A 15385-nucleotide genomic window follows, 5' to 3' on the forward strand; every position below is an offset into this window, starting at 1 on the left:
AAAAGGGGCGCAAGCGATGAGCAAGTTCGGAACCAGCCAGCCGGTGACCCGGTTGGAGGATACGCGGTTTCTGACCGGCAAGGGCCGCTATGTGGACGATATCGCGCCCGAGGGCGCGCTCCATGCCTTTGTCTTTCGCAGCACGGCGGCCCATGGCGTCATCACGGCGCTCGACGTGTCCGAGGCGCGGGAGGCACCGGGTGTCCATCTGGTCCTGACGGCGGAGGATCTGGCGCAAGCGGGTCTGAAGAACGCGATGAAATATGCACCCGTCAAGAACGGCGACGGATCGCGCCCGCCCCTGCCTGCGCGCCCCGTTCTGGCCGAGGGACGGGTGCGCTTCGTGGGCGAGCCCGTGGCCTTTGTCGTGGCCGACAGCCTTGCGCAGGCCAAGGATGCTGCCGAGCTGATCATTCTGGAGCTGGAGGACAGGCCCGCCAAGTTGGATATCGCGCCGGGGGGCGAGGTGCTGCACGAGGTGGCCCCCGACAACGTGGCCTATGATTTCGCCATGGGGGATGCGGCGGCGACCGAGGCCGCGCTGGCGGGGGCTGCCCATGTCGTGACCCATACGAGCCACGACAACCGGGTGATCGTGAACAGCATGGAGCCGCGCGGCTGCTACGCCGAGCCCGAGGGCGAGCGTATCCATCTGGCCGTCAACGGTCAGGGCGTCTGGGGCACCAAGGGCGAATTGGCCAAGTGGTTTGGCTGGTCCGAGGATCGGGTGCGCGTGACCAACCCCGATGTGGGCGGCGGGTTCGGGATGAAGGGGATGAATTACCCCGAGAACCTGCTCGCGGCACAGGCGGCGCGGATGCTGGGCCGCCCGGTGCGCTGGATGGGCGAGCGCACGGAATCGATGCTGTCGGACAATGGCGGGCGTGACCTGATCGTGACGACCACGCTGGGCTTCGATGCCGATCTGAAATTGGTGGCCTTTCGCACCGACAGCCTGTCGAACATGGGGGCCTATCCGTCGAATTTCGGGATGAACATCCAGTCATCGCTCTATTCCAAGGTTCTGACCGGCACCTATGACGTGCAGACCTACCATTTCCGCAATCGCGGCATCTATACGAGCACGACGCAGATCGACGCCTATCGCGGCGCGGGGCGGCCCGAAGCGATCTATGCGCTGGAACGCGCGATGGATTTCGCGGCGCGCGAATTGGGGGTGGACCCGCTGGAGTTGCGGCGGCGGAATTTCATCGCAAGCGCGCAATTTCCCTATCGGAGCGCCACGGGCGAGCTTTACGACGTGGGCGATTTCCACCGGGTGCTGACGCGCGCGGAGGCAGAGGCCGATGTGGCGGGCTTTGCCAAGCGGCGGGCGGCATCGGAGGCGCAGGGCAAGCTGCGCGGTCTGGGCCTGTGCTATTACATCGAGAGCATTCTGGGCGATCCGTCGGAAACCGCGACGATCGAGATCACGGCGACCGGGGCCAAGGTCTATGTCGGCACCCAGTCGAACGGACAGGGGCATGAGACGGTCTATGCGCAGTTGTTGCATGACCAGACGGGCCTGCCGCTGGACGCCATCGAGATCGTGCAGGGCGACAGCGACCTGATCGCCCATGGCGGCGGCACGGGCGGGTCGCGGTCGGTGACGGTGCAGGGCATGGCGATGCGCGCCACGGCCGAGACGCTGATCACGGGGCTGAGTGCCTTTCTGGCCGAGGATATGGACCGGGCCGATATCGGCTTTGACGCGGAAGAAGGCGTGTTCCGCGCGCCGGGGTCGAACGTGGTGGTGACGCTGATCGAGGCGGCGGGACGCGCCCGCGCCGCCGGACGCCCCGATCTGGCCAAGGTGACCGAGACGCGCACCCTGCCGGGGCGGTCCTATCCCAATGGCTGCCACATCACCGAGGTCGAGATCGACCGCGATACCGGGGCGGTCCGGGTGGACCGCTACACGGTGGTCGATGATTTCGGCAACCTGATGAACCCGAGGCTGGCCGAGGGGCAGGTTCATGGCGGCGTGGTGCAGGGGATCGGGCAGGCGCTGACCGAACATGTCGTCTTTGACGACACGGGGCAGCTGTTGACCGCGACCTTCATGGATTACGGGATGCCGCGCGCCGATGATGCGCCCTTTATCGCGTTCCACACCGAACCCGTCCCCTCGACCGCGAACCCGCTGGGCATGAAGGGCTGCGGCGAGGCGGGGACGGTGGGCGCGCTGGCCGCTGTCGCCAACGCGGTTCAGGATGCGCTCTGGCCGCTTGGCGTGCGGCAGGTCGACATGCCGTTCACGCCCGCGCGGGTCTGGGACATGCTGCAGAAGCCCGCGCGGATCGCCGCCGAATAGGGGCGTTCAGGTCCGCGCTTTTTCGAAGGCGGCCCAGGCCGCTTCGAAGGCCGCGAAATCGAACCCCGGCTGGCGCGCGGGATCGAGGATCAGGCGCTCTGTCTCCAGGAGCTTGCGGATCGCGCCGGCCAGCTGCGGCACGACCTCGGGCGGGATGACGAGCGCGCCGTGGCGGTCGGCGTGGATCAGGTCCCCCTGGGCGATGGTCAGGCCGAAGATGGTGACGGGTTCCCCGAGGCTGCGGACATGGACGAAGCCGTGGCTGGGGCCGATGGAGCCTGCCACCACGGGAAAGCCGTCGGGCAGATCGCCCAGATCGCGCATGACGCCATTGGTCAGCGCGCCCGACATGCCGAAGCCCTTGTGGATCGTGGTGTTCACCTCGCCCCAATAGGCGCCGATGCACTGGGGGTAATCGAGATCCTCGACCACCGCGACGGAGGGTTTGGGGCCGTCATGCATCGCCTTGTAATAGGCCATGCGGCGGGCGCGGATGATCTCGGGCGGTTCGGTGGGGGGCGCAAGGGCCGCGATCTGGGCGGTGACGGCATGGCCCACGATGGCGCGGCCCGGTTCTGAACAGAGCATGGTGCCCCGGGTGAAGGCGGCAAAGCCGCGCTTGCCCTGCGCCACCTCGATGGCGTTGCAGACGGTCGGCGTGTCGACGCGCGACAGGAGGTCGAGAAGATCGGGGGTCATGGTCGGTGTCATGGGGAAAGCCAGTCCTTGAGGGCGGTGCGAAGGCGGATGGGGGTTTCGAGCGGCGGCAGATGGCCCGCCCCCTGCACGATCACCAGCCGCGATTGCGGCATGAGCGCATGCATAAGGTCGTGGCGGTCGCGGGGACAGAGGCGGTCCTCGGACCCCATCAGGACAAGCGCGGGACCGGTGAAGCGGGCAAGTGTCGCGGTGCGGTCGGCACGGTCCCGCAGCGCGATGGACTGGCGGCGGAACACCTCGGGGCCCAGCGCCTCGGCCATGGAAAGACACAGGTCGAGCGTGGCGGTATCGCCCGCATCGGCGAGGTAATTGGGTTTGAGTTCATCGCGCATCACGCCCCGGAGGTCGCCTGACAAAGCGCGCGCGATCTGGGGGGCGCGGCGGGCCGCGACCTCCGCGCGTTCGGCGAGCGGGTTGGTGTCGAGAAGCGCCAGCCGTTCGACCCTGTCGGGGGCTTGTTCCAGCATCTCCATCGCCACGATCCCGCCCATCGACAGGCCCGCCAGCGCGAAACGGGGCGGGGCCTCAGACAGGATCGCCGCGGCCATGGCGGCGATGCTCTCGCCCTCCACCGGCAGGGCGTGATGCACAGGCCGGGGGGCCAGCGCATCGGGCAGCTTTCCCCACATGCGCGCGTCGCACATCATGCCGGGGATCAGGACAAGGGGCGTCATGCCGCGCGCCTTGCCCCTTCGGACAGGGTGGCGAGCTTGGCCCATGCGATCTCGGGATCGACGGCACCGAAGCCCGCGAAGGTGCCGAAACCGCAATCGCTGCCCGCGATCACGCGGTCCTTGCCCACGATCGCCGTGAAGCGTTCCAGACGCTGGGCGACCAGATCGGGGTGTTCGATGAAATTCGTGGTCGTGTCGACGGCACCGGGCACCAACACCTTGTCCGAGGGGATATCCCCCGCCCGGTCGCGGAAAACGGTCCATTCATGGCCGTGGCGCGGATTGGCGGTTTCGAACAGGACGTAGCGCGCGGGCACCCGCATCAGGAGCGGGAACATCGTGGCCATGTCGATGTCGCAGCAATGCGGCCCTTCGTAATTGCCCCAGCAGATATGGAGCCGCACCCGGTCGGTGGGCAGACCGTCCAGCGCGCGTTCGAGCGCTGCGACATGGGTTTCGGCCACCGCGAGGAATTCGGCATCGCTGAGATCGGTGAAAAGCATGTGCCGCGACAGCGCGAGATCGGGGCAATCGAGTTGCAGGTCGAGACCCGCCTCGAGGATCGTCTTGTATTCATCGCGCATCGCATCGGCCAGCGCCTCGAGATAGGCGGCGCGGTCGGGGTAATGGGCGTTTTGCAAAAACAGCGAGATGACGCCGGGCGAGGCGGCGTTCATGAACCCGCGTTCCACCCCGTGGGCGGCCATCGCGGCCTTGAGATTGGTGATGTCCTTTTGCAGCTCCCCCTGCCCTTTCGAGGTCACGGGGCCGGTGCATTGCGGGCGCGCATAGGTCGGCGTGCCGCCCGATTTCGCCAGCCGGTCGAGAAAGGTCGGGAACATCTTGAGATCGGCGGGCGCATTGCGCGGGCTGTCGCCGGAAAAGCCGGTGTAGCGGTCTTTCACGTAGGTCGCGTAGCTGATCTTGGAGCATTCGCCATCCGAGACGATGTCGATGCCTGCCTCTTTCTGGCGGCGGACATTTTCCATCACGGCCTCGGCCATGCAGGCGTCGAAGGCCTCCGCGTCGTAATCCTCGCCGCGTTCGCGGGCGAAGAGGAAATCCACGACCTTCTGGCTGCGCGGCAGGCTGCCGACATGGGTGGAAAGAAGGGTCATCACAATCTCCGTGTCAGGCCGGCGGGGTCATCGGTGTTGCGCACCCGGTAGAGCGAGGCCTCGCCCGTCATCGAAGGCGTGAGGCTGCGCGCGATGCCGGGAGGCACGGCCATGGTGTCGCCGGGGTTGAGAACGGTCGCGCCGCCGTCCCATGACAGCCGCCAATGGCCGCGCATGGGCATCAGCACCTCGTGCCGTTCGGTGGTGTAGGGCGTGTCGGGGATCGAGCCGCGCGAGAGGAATTCGACCTCGAAGCCGGGGCGGTCGCGCAAGACGCCATCGGCGGCGATCACGCGGGCAGGCTGCCGGTCGGACAGCGCCATGAGGTCCCAGTAGCGGGCGACGAAGTCTGGCACGACATCGGCGGTGGTGGGTTCGGGGAAAGCGGCCAGTTCCGCATCGGTCAGAAGCGGCATGGGATCCACCCCATCGGGGAGGTGCTGGCCCTGCTTGGTGTCGTAGAGCTTGCCGTTCCGGCCCAGAACGAGGCCATGATCGCGCGCATCCTCGATCACCTGCGGGGCCCAGATCACGCCGCCGCCCGCGTCGTCACCGCCCAGAATGGCCATGATCATCCCGTAATCGGTGCCGATATTCTCGAAGCCGCGAAAGATGCCGGTGGGAATGTTGAAGATGTCGCCCTCTTCAAGCACCACCTCGCCCGCCGTGCCCCAGCGGCCCCAGAAAAAGCGCCAGCGCCCCTTGAGGACGAAAAACACCTCGGCGGTGCGGTGGCTGTGCAGGCTGTTGCGGCATTTGGGTGGCTGGCCCGCCGCGCCGATGTTGAAGCCGGGCGTGTCGCGGATATGGACATGCTGATCGGGGCTTTCGCTGACGCCGCCGCCGATGATGGTGAAATTCTCCTTCTGGTTCGAGCCGGGGGTATGGGCGTCGATGAAGGCGGTCTTGCAGGGCCTGAGATCGCCGTAGCGGACGATGCGGGCTTCCATCTCTTGCGGGGTCATTCCGTGTCACCTGTGTGCAGTAGGATTTGTTTCCAGATCGCGATCTCGTCCCAGAGCGCGCATTCGCGGCGCAGTCCCCCGGTCTCGCGCGGGCCATTGGGGCCGAAGGGGCCGAATTCGGCATGGGCCATGCCCATGACATGGACGGGCGCGCCGGTGGGCGGGCCGAAGGCGCCCCAGCCGTCGTGGGTGCCGTCGAGCGACCAGCGGATCGCGGCGCGCGGCGGCATCAGGCCGCCCTCCATCCCGATCACGTGGTGGATGGTGAAGCGCGCCGAGGGGAAGGATGCGCGCAAGCCCATCCAGCTGTCGGCGATGGCGCGTGCGCCTGTCAGGTGGCGGGCGCCTGCATGGTCTGCTTGTGCGGCGCGGTCGTGGCTGCCCGTCACATGGGCCAGATCGCCCGCCATGATCCGCGTGAGCGTTTCGGCATAGCGCGCGCCCCAGGGATTGTCGTTGCCGCGCCCGGTATAGGAGCCGGGGCAATCGGCAGCGGGGGTGAAGGGGCGGTTTGCCGTCTCCGGCCCGCCCTCGCGCGTGATGAGGGTGCGGGCGAAATCGCGGGGATCGCGCCCGAGCTGGCGGATCAGCCCGCCATTGTCGCGCACCAGCCATTCGTCGTCGATGACATCGGCCCGTGCCGCGCAATCGGCGATGACGCGCACGGCGAAGCGCCGCCCCGTCGCGGCACCGAAATAACCGTCGGCGCTGTGAGTGCCGGTCGACAGGATACGGTGGGACGAGAGGTAATGCCCATCGGTTTCGGACCAGATCACATCCTCGCCCAGCAATTCGCGGTCGGGGAATTCGTGCAGGGTCGCCATGGTCGAGGCGATGACGCCCGCATTGCCGGTGGCCACCCCCATGGGTGTGCGGACCGGGATGTCGGGGGCGTACCAATGGTTCAGGCCCGCGATGTCGCGGCCTTCCCAGATGTCGCGGGTGATCCCGAGGATATAATCGGGAAAATCGCTCCAGCGGTTCGAAAAGCCCTTCATGGCTTGTATCCTTGTGGAATGCGGGCCGAGCGGCGCACCATCAGCGGGCCGTCGATGCGGGTTTTCTGGGGGCTGGCCGTGCCCTCGATCAGGCCAAGCAGCGCCTCCGCCGTGGCGCCCACCATGCGGTTGACGGGTTGGCGGATCGTGGTCAGGTCATAGGCGGGCCAGGCGGCCATGGGCACATCGTCATAGCCCACGATCGAGATGTCGCCCGGCACGTCGAGACCGAGGCCGAAGCGCAATTCATCCATCACGGCGAAAGCCATGTGATCGTTGCCGACGAAGATCGCATCGGGGCGGTTGGGGCCTTGGCACAATTCGCGGGCGACGGCGGCGGCGGTGTCGCGGGCATACATGCCGTCGACCATCGCGATCGGGGCAAGACCTGCGGCCTCCATCGCCTGCCGGAACCCTTCGGCGCGGTCGCGGCCGGTCGAGGACCCCTGCCAGCCCATCACATGGGCGATGCGTGTGTGGCCGCCCGCGATCAGGAATTCGGTGGCGCGCCGCCCGCCCGCGACATTGTCCGACGTGATGTCGGTCAGCCGCGCATCATCCTGGCCCCGGTTGAAGTTCACCACCGGAATGCCCAGCGCCAGAAGCCGCGCGGTCAGGTCGTTGGACATGGAGACGGAGGCGGTGATGATCCCGTCGACGCGGTAATCGATCAGTTCCTGCACCACCTCGGCCACCTTTTCGGTCGAGTTCTCGGCCATGAAGACGAGGATGTGGTAGCCGCGATCCTGCAGCGCGCGGCTGAGGCGTTCGAGCGCCACGGGGTAGAACTGGTTTTCGAGATAGGCCACGACCAGCCCGATGATCCGGGTGCGGCCCGTGATCATGGCGCGTGCAAGCGGATCGGGGCGATAGCCCAGCTGTTCGGCCGCCGCGCGCACCTTGGCCACGGTCGCCTTGCTGGCGGAGGCACCGGGGGTGAAGACCCGGCTCACCGCCGATTGGCTGACACCCGCGAGCCGCGCGACATCATGGGCGGTGACCTTGGCGGGCGCGTCACTCATTCGGCGGTCCACCCGCCGTCGACCAGAAGATGGGTGCCGGTGATGAGGGCTGCGGCAGGCGAGGCGAGAAAGACCACCGGCCCCATGATATCGGCGATCTCGCCCACGCGGCCGAGCTTGATCTTGGACAGGATCCACGCCTTTTTCGCGGGGTCCTTGAGCGTCTGTTCGCCAAGGGGCGTGCGGATGAAGGTGGGGCAGACCGTGTTCACGCGGATGCCATGCGGGGCCCATTCGAGCGCCATCGCCTTGGTCATCCCCTCGATCGCGTGCTTGGAGGCGCAATAGACGCTGCGGTCGGGGCCGCCGACATGGCCCATCTGGCTGGAGATGGTGATCAGGCTGCCGGGTTTGCCCGCGTCGATCAGGCCGCGCGCCACGGCGCGGGTCAGGAAATGCGCGGCCCGCAGGTTCAGGCCCATGACGGCGTCGTAATCCTCGGGCGTGGTGTCGAGCGCGGGGGCGTGGCGGGCGAGCCCCGCCGAATTGACGAGGATGTCGAAGGGGCCGTGGGCCGCGACGGCATCGGCGGTGACGGCGATATCGGTGATGTCGAGGGCGAGCGTCTGCGCCTGCCCGCCCGCAGCCCGGATCGCCTCGGCCACGGCGTCAAGCTCGGCCTGACGGCGGGCGACGAGCGTGACATGCGCCCCCGCCCCTGCCAGCGCGGCGGCAGCGCCAAGCCCGATGCCGGAGGAGGCACCGGTGACGAGCGCGCGCAGGCCATCGAGCCGGAAGGAGGGGGTTTGGGGCAGATCGATCATGCCGTCCCCCCCGCGCCTGCGACAGGCTCCATGCCGCCCGGCAGATCGATCGGCCCGAGATTGCGCGCCTTGTTGAACATCGCCATCCGCGCCAGAACGTCGACGCCGATCTGCCGGTAGAGATCGAGCAGATCGACCAGAACCCAGTTCTCGCGGATCAGGCCGTTCTCGAGCCGCCAGAAATCGAGGCTGCGCAAGAAAACCTCGCGGCCTGCGGGGGCGATGCCCATCCAGCCGTCTTGCGAAATGGTCAGGCGCATGTTGGGCCAGCCGGTTTCGCAGACGTAATCGCCCTCTCCGATCCAGTGGGACATCAGGTCGCCCAAGGCGTCGAGCTTGCGGTCGGGCATGGCTTGGAGAAAGGGGATCTGGTGCCAGTTGCGGAAACCGGCGGTGCCGCGCGCGGTGCCGATCCCCGCAGGGCCATACCAGTTGAACCTTGGGTGCCAGTAGCGGTCGAGCTGCATGATTGCCGGGTCGGGATTGCCCGGGTGGCGGCACAGATCGGTGAGCATGGCGATGACGTGATCCATGGCCAGTGCCCCGTCGCCCGCGACCGACAGCCCATCCCCCGACATCGGCGCGGGCGTGGCCAGATAGGCCCCGAGCTGCGGGGGCATGGGCCAGACGCCTGCCAGCATCATCAGTTCGGGAATGTCCCAGATCGCCTGCATCTGGGTGATGCGCCCCTCCTCTACCCGGAAGAATTCGTGGTAGCGCATATGGGCCAGATGCCCGGTCGGGCGGATGCCGAGAAAGGGGGCGGTGAAGGTCCCCATGTAATTGCCCATGCAACCCACCCAATCCTGACCCTCGGGCGTGGTTCCCGCCATGACGATCATGTCTCGGCGTTCCAGATCGGGCATGGCGGCCAGAAGCGGCGCATAGCAGGTGTCGAAGAGCGCCTCCGGCCCGGTCAGATCGCCGAAGGGATGGCAGAGCCGCAGATCGGCATCCGGCGCCATGACATCCCCAAGCGCGCCCCGCAGGCCATCCGCCGTCGCGGTGGCGGCGGCGGCCCGCAAAGGCGCGATCAGCGATTTGAGCGCCTCGGGCGTCATTCGGCGGCGACCCCGTAGGGCACGTTCTTGCCGCCGTAGCGGCGCACCCGGATGTTGCATTGTTCGGCATGGCCCACGAAACCCTCGAGCATGCAGAGCCGCGAGCCGTATTCGCCGATCATCGCCGCCGCAGCATCGGTCGTGACGCGCTGGTAGCTGTGGGTCTTGAGGAACTTGCCCACCCAGAGCCCGCCGGTATAGCGGCCCGCCTTTTTCGTGGGCAGGGTGTGGTTGGTGCCGATGACCTTGTCGCCATTGGCGACATTGGTGCGCGGCCCCAGGAACAGCGCGCCATAGCTGTGCATGTTCTCGAGATACCAATCATCGCGGTCGGTCATGACCTGCACATGTTCATAGGCCATGTCATTGGCGACCTTGAGCATCTCGTCATGGGTGTCGCACAGGATCACGTCGCCATAATCGCGCCAGCTGACGGCGGCGGTGTCGCGGGTGGGCAGGATGGCGAGCAGGCGGTCGATCTCGACCAGGGTCGCCTCGGCCAGTTTGCGGGAATTGGTGATCAGGCAGGCGGGCGAATTGTAGCCATGTTCGGCCTGCCCCAGGAGGTCGGTGGCGCAAAGCTCCGCATCGACGGTATCGTCGGCGATCACCATGGTTTCGGTCGGACCGGCGAACAGGTCGATGCCGACGCGGCCGTAAAGCTGGCGCTTGGCCTCGGCCACGAAAGCATTGCCGGGACCGACGAGCATGTGGACGGGTTCGATCGTTTCGGTGCCGATGGCCATGGCACCCACCGCCTGGATGCCGCCCAACATGTAGATTTCATGCGCGCCACCCATGTGCATCGCGGCCACGATGGCGGGATGGGGTTCGCCCTTGACCGGGGGGGCGCTGGCCACGATGCGCGGCACACCCGCGACCGAGGCCGTCAGAACCGACATATGGGCCGAGGCGACCATCGGAAACTTGCCGCCCGGCACGTAGCAGCCGACCGATTGCACGGGGATGTTCTTGTGGCCAAGGATCACGCCCGGCAGCGTTTCGATCTCGATATCGGTCATGGAGGCGCGCTGCGCCTGCGCGAAACGGCGGATCTGGTCCTGCGCGAAGCGGATATCCTCCATGTCGCGGGTCGAGACGCGGTTCACCGCCGCCTCGATCTCGGAGGCGGTCAGGCGGAAGCCCGGGCGGGTGACGCCATCGAATTTCTGGCTGAGATCCGATATCGCCGCATCGCCGCGCGCCTCGATATCCTTGAGGATGCTTTCGACGGTCGCGCGGACGGCGGCGTCATCCTCGGCGCGCTCGGCTTCGGGTTTGCCGGATTTAAGGTGGGTGATGGCCATGTCTGTCTCTTCCTTGGCAGAACGGGTCAGGGGCGTTCGATCCGCTGGCCCGTGGCCGCGTCGAACAGGTGGCAGATATCGGCCGGAACATGGGCGGCAATAGGCTGACCGATCTGGGCCATGAAATCCTTTGCGGCCTTGATCGCCACCAGCGCGCCGCCGGCCTGAACCGTGGCCATGGAGGCATCGCCCAAAAGCTCCATCGAATAGACGGGGGCCGCGATTTCGCCGCTCTCAGCAATGCGCGCATCCTCGGCCCGGAAGCCCAGCGTGACGGGGCCATCGGCGATGCCGGTAAACCCCGGGATGCGGACGCGATCCGCCTCGAACACGCCACCTGTCATCCGCCCCTCGATCAGGTTCATCGCCGGGCTGCCGATGAAGCCCGCGACAAAGGTATTGGCGGGCCGGTCGTAGATGTCGAGCGGCGTTCCGACCTGTTGGACCGCACCCTTGTTCATCACGACGACACGGTCGGCGAGCGTCATCGCCTCGATCTGGTCATGGGTGACGTAGATCGTCGTGGTCTTGAGCTCGTGGTGCAGGTTCTTGATCTGCGCCCGGGTCGAGACGCGGAGTTTCGCGTCGAGGTTCGACAGGGGCTCGTCCATCAGGAACACCTTGGGCTTGCGGACGATGGCACGCGCCAGCGCCACGCGCTGCCGCTGCCCGCCCGACAGAGCCGCCGGTTTGCGTTGCAGGAAATCGTCCAGTTCCACCGTGGCCGATGCGCGCATGACCCGCTCGTGATGTTCGGATTGCGGGATGCCGCGCACCTTGAGCGGGAAGCGGATGTTCTCATAGACGGTCATGGTCGGGTAAAGCCCGTAGGACTGGAACACCATGGCGATGTCGCGATCCTTGGGTTCCAGATCGTTGACGCGGGCGCCGCCGATCAGGATGTCGCCCTCGGTCGCATCCTCGAGCCCCGCGATCATGCGCATCGTCGTGGTCTTGCCGCAGCCCGAGGGCCCCAGCAGCACGAGGAATTCCCCGTCCGCGATATGCAGGTTCATCGTCTGCACGCCGACAAAGGTGCCCCAGCGTTTGGACAGGTTCTGCAACTGGATATCGGCCATGTTGGTTATCCTTTCACGGCGCCGGCGGTCAGGCCGCTGACGATCTGGCGCTGGAAGAACATCACGAGGATGAAGAGGGGAGCAGTCACCGACACGACCGAGGCGACGGCGAACATCACGTTGCCACGCGTCTGGGTGGTGCCGAGGAAGCTTTCGATCTTGGGCACCATGGTCAGGTTCTCGCGCGAAAGCAGCATCGAGGTGACGGCAAAATCGTTATAGGCAAGAAGGAAGGAAAAGAGCCCCGTGGTGATGACGCCCGGCCACATCACCGGGATGATGACATGCCGGAACGCCTGGAAGCGCGAACAGCCATCGACCATGGCGCTTTCATCGAGATCCTTGGGGATGTTGCGGAAGAAGCTCGTCAGCATCCAGAGCGTGAAGGGCTGGTTGATCGCGACAAGCACGATGATGGTGGTCGGCAGATGCCCCCAGAGGTTCCATTCGAAGAAGGGAAGCAGATAGCCCGACACAAGCGTGATCGGCGGCATGGCGCGGAAGACCAGTGCGAGGATCAGGAGCCAGAAGGCATAGCGATAGGGCGAGCGCGACAGCGCATAGCCCCCGAGCGTGCCGAAGGTCAGGGAGATGACCACCACCGACACGGTGACGATCACGGTATTGAGGCCCGCGCGCCAGAATTCTTCCTGCACCCAGGCGCCGTAATAGCCGTCACCTGTGAAGGGCGCGCCGGTTTCTGCCACGGTCAGGGTGCCGAAGATCGCGTTCATCCAGTCGGCGCGGGAAAAGAAATCGCCCTCGACCTTGAAGGAGCCCCAGAGCGTCCAGAGAAAGGGAAAGGCCGCAAGGACGAGCCAGAAGACGAGGAAGGCGCCAAGGGCTACGCGCAGGGTCGCGGGGCGGCGGTCGGCGATGCTGGTGGACATGGTGGTTCCCCTCTCAGGCCTTGCCGAAACTGCGCCAGGTGCGCACAAGAACCGGCGACAGCAAGATCACGATGCCGATGATCGTGAGCACCGATGTCGCCGCAGCCGACGACAGGAGCCGCGTTTCGCCGCCAAGGTCGGAATAGATGAAATAGCTCAGCGATTGCGCATGGGCGCTGGCCTGAAAGCTGATGATCGGCTCGAAGACCCGGAAATTGTCCATGATCTTGATCAGCGCCATGAAGGTCGTGAGCGGCAGAAGATGGGGCAGCATCACGTAGCGGATGCGCTGCCAGCGCGTCGCCCCGTCGATCATGGCCGATTCCAGCGTGTCCTGCGGCACGGTCTGAAGCCCCGCGTAATAGACGACGAAAGCGAAAGGGGCGGATGACCAGATGCCGTAGACGATCAGCATCACCCACATCATCGGGGTCGATGCCTTGACCGACAGGTCGGGATCGCCGCTGAGATACTGGAAAAAGGCCCCCAGAACGCCCCGGCTGTCGATCATCCAGAACAGGATCAGCCCCCCCACCAGCGGCGTCACGATCATCGGCAGGAGCGAGAAAAAGATCGTCGGGCCGCGCAGGATGCGGGGCAGCGCATTGACCGACAGCGCGATGACAAAGCCCAGCATCAGCGAAAAGGGCGTCACGAGGAAGGTGTAGGTCAACGTGAAGGACAGCGCGCCGTAGAAGGGCAGGCCCAGAAGCCGCGAAAAGAACGTGCCCAGATCGGGCGCATTGGCCCAGAGCGTGCCGATCTCGGACACGGCCAGATGCGCGCGGTTGAAATAGATGTCGAGCCCAACGAACCGGCCCATCGGCTGCGCCTCGCGCAGGGCGCGGGTCGCCTCCTGATCGACGGTCGTGGTGGTGGTGCAGCCGAAGGGGCCGCAGTTTTCCACCTCGATGATCACCTGCTCATGCGGCGCATAGACCGACTGGATCAGCACCGAGACGATGGGAAAGGCGATGAACAGAAGCATCGCGGCCGCCGTCGGCAGGAAGAACCAGAAGAAGGTGCGGTGTTTCATGTCGGCGTCCTGCTGTCGTCGGGGTGCGGCAGGCGGGTGGCCTGCGCCCGCGATGGGGTCAGCGGCGGTCCGGCCACCCCGAAAGGGGCCGCGCGAAAGTCGGGAAAGCAGGGGATTGGCATCGGCGGGGCGAGAGACCGCCGCCGATGCCCGGGCAAAGCCTCAGTTCAGGAAGCCACGTTCACGCGCGGCCGAGGTATAGGCGGCCTCGACGGCCTCCAGCACCTCGGTGGCGCTGGCGCGGCCCTGCAGGAAGGGCGCGATGTTGTCGCCCAGCGCCGTGTGCAAGAGCCCCATGTAGGGCAGCATCGGATAGGGCTGCGCCTGTGCCGAGATCGTGGCCAGAACCCCCGAGGACACCGGCGTCGGCTCGTAGCCTTCGATCATCCAGACGGCCATGGCTTGGGTCTCGTCGTTCAGGAGACCGGGCTGGATCGCATGGGCGAGCGCGCGGAAGGTCGCCTCTGCATCGGCGTCGGAGGCGTTCTTGGCCACCGTCCAGCCATCCCACCAGAGCGTCGTGGCAGGCACGCCGCTGTCGCCCACCATGAGCGGGCCACCGACGCGGGTGTTGGTATGGACCTCGGGCGCGGAGCCTTCGGGTTCCATCAGGACCTGCGTGCGCGAGCCCCACATGTTCATCAGCGCCACGTTGCCCGCCATCCATTCGGTCGAGGTGGCGTTGCTGTCATGGGTCAGGAAATCGGGGTTCATGTATGCGCTGAGCGCGGCCATCATCTCGAGCGCGGCGACACCGGCCTCGTTGTTGATGGTCACTTCGGCCGAGCCGGGGGCAAAGAACTGCCCGCCATGACCGAGATACATGTTCACGAATTCCTGCGCGAGGTTCCAGCCCGCCGCGTAGGCCCCGCCGACCGGGTATTGCATCACGCCCGCGGCGCGGATCTGTTCGGCGGCGGCGAGAACTTCCTCGTAGGTGGTGGGCACGGCAAGCCCCAGATCGTTCAGCACATCCTCGCGGTAGACGAGGTGCTGGGCATTGGCCATGAAGGCGACCGCCATGATGTCACCGTCGATGGTGATCAGCTGATGGGGCTGGATGCCCTCGCCATGGGCCGCCACCAGATCGTTCAGCGGGCGGATCACGTCGTCGTTGATCAGCGCCACGATGGACGAATTCGCGATGATCGCGCTGGTGTATTCGGGGGGCGTCGTGGACATGCCCGCCACGTTCAGCGTCTGGTGCTGCGAGGTGAGGTTTGCGTTCACCTCCACGCCGCCGGCGGCGCATTCGGCCGCACGGGCCGCGACCGCCTGGATCGCCGGGAATTCATTGCCGATGATGGAAACGCGGCCTTCAGTGATGCCGCAATCGGCGAGCGCCGCGCCCGCCGTCATGGCCAGCGCGCTGCCCCCCAGAAGGGCCGAAAGCGTCAGCCCGCGAAGCGTCTTGTTCATGTCTTTCTCCCTGTTCGA

The 15385-nt window shown here is 66.4% G+C and carries 14 protein-coding genes; 1 reads left to right on the forward strand and 13 read right to left on the reverse strand.

The window, feature by feature from the left end:
• Positions 1-16 precede the first annotated feature (16 nt).
• Positions 17-2314, forward strand: a complete 2298-nt coding sequence (locus tag AABA51_RS12790) for a xanthine dehydrogenase family protein molybdopterin-binding subunit (RefSeq protein WP_338272303.1) — start codon at positions 17-19, stop codon at positions 2312-2314.
• A 6-nt stretch (positions 2315-2320) separates the two neighbouring features.
• Here AABA51_RS12790 and AABA51_RS12795 read toward each other — a convergent pair whose 3' ends face one another.
• The 13 genes from AABA51_RS12795 to AABA51_RS12855 form a co-directional block, all read right to left on the reverse strand.
• Positions 2321-3013 (reverse strand): RraA family protein, encoded by a 693-nt coding sequence (locus AABA51_RS12795; protein ID WP_338276584.1) that lies wholly within the window; start codon positions 3011-3013, stop codon positions 2321-2323.
• A gap of 8 nt (positions 3014-3021) precedes the next feature.
• Positions 3022-3708, reverse strand: a complete 687-nt coding sequence (locus AABA51_RS12800; RefSeq protein WP_338272305.1) for an alpha/beta fold hydrolase — start codon at positions 3706-3708, stop codon at positions 3022-3024.
• Positions 3705-4826 carry a cobalamin-independent methionine synthase II family protein gene (locus AABA51_RS12805; protein ID WP_338272306.1) on the reverse strand — a complete coding sequence of 374 codons (1122 nt, stop codon included), beginning with the start codon at positions 4824-4826 and terminating at the stop codon, positions 3705-3707. Before AABA51_RS12805 ends, AABA51_RS12800 begins: the two co-directional genes overlap by 4 nt.
• Positions 4826-5791, reverse strand: coding sequence for a cupin domain-containing protein (locus AABA51_RS12810; RefSeq protein WP_338272308.1), 966 nt, complete (start codon positions 5789-5791; stop codon positions 4826-4828). Before AABA51_RS12810 ends, AABA51_RS12805 begins: the two co-directional genes overlap by 1 nt.
• Entirely contained in the window at positions 5788-6789 is a 1002-nt protein-coding gene (locus AABA51_RS12815) for an ester cyclase (protein ID WP_338272309.1), read from the reverse strand. Before AABA51_RS12815 ends, AABA51_RS12810 begins: the two co-directional genes overlap by 4 nt.
• Complete coding sequence (locus AABA51_RS12820; RefSeq protein WP_338272310.1) at positions 6786-7811, reverse strand: LacI family DNA-binding transcriptional regulator; 1026 nt, start codon at positions 7809-7811, stop codon at positions 6786-6788. Before AABA51_RS12820 ends, AABA51_RS12815 begins: the two co-directional genes overlap by 4 nt.
• Positions 7808-8572 carry an SDR family NAD(P)-dependent oxidoreductase gene (locus AABA51_RS12825; protein WP_425328844.1) on the reverse strand — a complete coding sequence of 255 codons (765 nt, stop codon included), beginning with the start codon at positions 8570-8572 and terminating at the stop codon, positions 7808-7810. Before AABA51_RS12825 ends, AABA51_RS12820 begins: the two co-directional genes overlap by 4 nt.
• Positions 8572-9636, reverse strand: coding sequence for an ester cyclase (locus AABA51_RS12830; protein WP_338272312.1), 1065 nt, complete (start codon positions 9634-9636; stop codon positions 8572-8574). The genes AABA51_RS12825 and AABA51_RS12830 overlap by 1 nt, the downstream gene beginning before the upstream one ends.
• Positions 9633-10943, reverse strand: coding sequence for a histidinol dehydrogenase (gene hisD, locus AABA51_RS12835; RefSeq protein WP_338272314.1), 1311 nt, complete (start codon positions 10941-10943; stop codon positions 9633-9635). Before hisD ends, AABA51_RS12830 begins: the two co-directional genes overlap by 4 nt.
• A gap of 26 nt (positions 10944-10969) precedes the next feature.
• A complete protein-coding gene (locus AABA51_RS12840; RefSeq protein ID WP_338272316.1) occupies positions 10970-12022 on the reverse strand; it encodes an ABC transporter ATP-binding protein in 1053 nt (350 codons plus the stop codon).
• 5 nt (positions 12023-12027) lie between these two features.
• Positions 12028-12912 carry a carbohydrate ABC transporter permease gene (locus AABA51_RS12845; protein WP_338272317.1) on the reverse strand — a complete coding sequence of 295 codons (885 nt, stop codon included), beginning with the start codon at positions 12910-12912 and terminating at the stop codon, positions 12028-12030.
• 13 nt (positions 12913-12925) lie between these two features.
• Positions 12926-13948 (reverse strand): carbohydrate ABC transporter permease, encoded by a 1023-nt coding sequence (locus tag AABA51_RS12850; protein WP_338272318.1) that lies wholly within the window; start codon positions 13946-13948, stop codon positions 12926-12928.
• A gap of 162 nt (positions 13949-14110) precedes the next feature.
• Positions 14111-15367 (reverse strand): ABC transporter substrate-binding protein, encoded by a 1257-nt coding sequence (locus AABA51_RS12855; RefSeq protein WP_338272319.1) that lies wholly within the window; start codon positions 15365-15367, stop codon positions 14111-14113.
• Positions 15368-15385: the final 18 nt, after the last annotated feature.

Source organism: Roseicyclus marinus (assembly GCF_036322625.1).
In the GTDB taxonomy this organism is placed as follows: domain Bacteria; phylum Pseudomonadota; class Alphaproteobacteria; order Rhodobacterales; family Rhodobacteraceae; genus Roseicyclus; species Roseicyclus marinus_A.

Coding starts and splice junctions, on each gene's coding strand:
- AABA51_RS12845 (WP_338272317.1), bottom strand. CDS start 12,912: ATGTCCACCAGCATCGCCGACCGCCGCCCCGCGACCCTGCGCGTAGCC.
- AABA51_RS12820 (WP_338272310.1), bottom strand. CDS start 7,811: ATGAGTGACGCGCCCGCCAAGGTCACCGCCCATGATGTCGCGCGGCTC.
- hisD (WP_338272314.1), bottom strand. CDS start 10,943: ATGGCCATCACCCACCTTAAATCCGGCAAACCCGAAGCCGAGCGCGCC.
- AABA51_RS12855 (WP_338272319.1), bottom strand. CDS start 15,367: ATGAACAAGACGCTTCGCGGGCTGACGCTTTCGGCCCTTCTGGGGGGC.
- AABA51_RS12790 (WP_338272303.1), top strand. CDS start 17: ATGAGCAAGTTCGGAACCAGCCAGCCGGTGACCCGGTTGGAGGATACG.
- AABA51_RS12800 (WP_338272305.1), bottom strand. CDS start 3,708: ATGACGCCCCTTGTCCTGATCCCCGGCATGATGTGCGACGCGCGCATG.
- AABA51_RS12830 (WP_338272312.1), bottom strand. CDS start 9,636: ATGACGCCCGAGGCGCTCAAATCGCTGATCGCGCCTTTGCGGGCCGCC.
- AABA51_RS12850 (WP_338272318.1), bottom strand. CDS start 13,948: ATGAAACACCGCACCTTCTTCTGGTTCTTCCTGCCGACGGCGGCCGCG.
- AABA51_RS12795 (WP_338276584.1), bottom strand. CDS start 3,013: ATGACCCCCGATCTTCTCGACCTCCTGTCGCGCGTCGACACGCCGACC.
- AABA51_RS12815 (WP_338272309.1), bottom strand. CDS start 6,789: ATGAAGGGCTTTTCGAACCGCTGGAGCGATTTTCCCGATTATATCCTC.
- AABA51_RS12805 (WP_338272306.1), bottom strand. CDS start 4,826: ATGACCCTTCTTTCCACCCATGTCGGCAGCCTGCCGCGCAGCCAGAAG.
- AABA51_RS12810 (WP_338272308.1), bottom strand. CDS start 5,791: ATGACCCCGCAAGAGATGGAAGCCCGCATCGTCCGCTACGGCGATCTC.
- AABA51_RS12840 (WP_338272316.1), bottom strand. CDS start 12,022: ATGGCCGATATCCAGTTGCAGAACCTGTCCAAACGCTGGGGCACCTTT.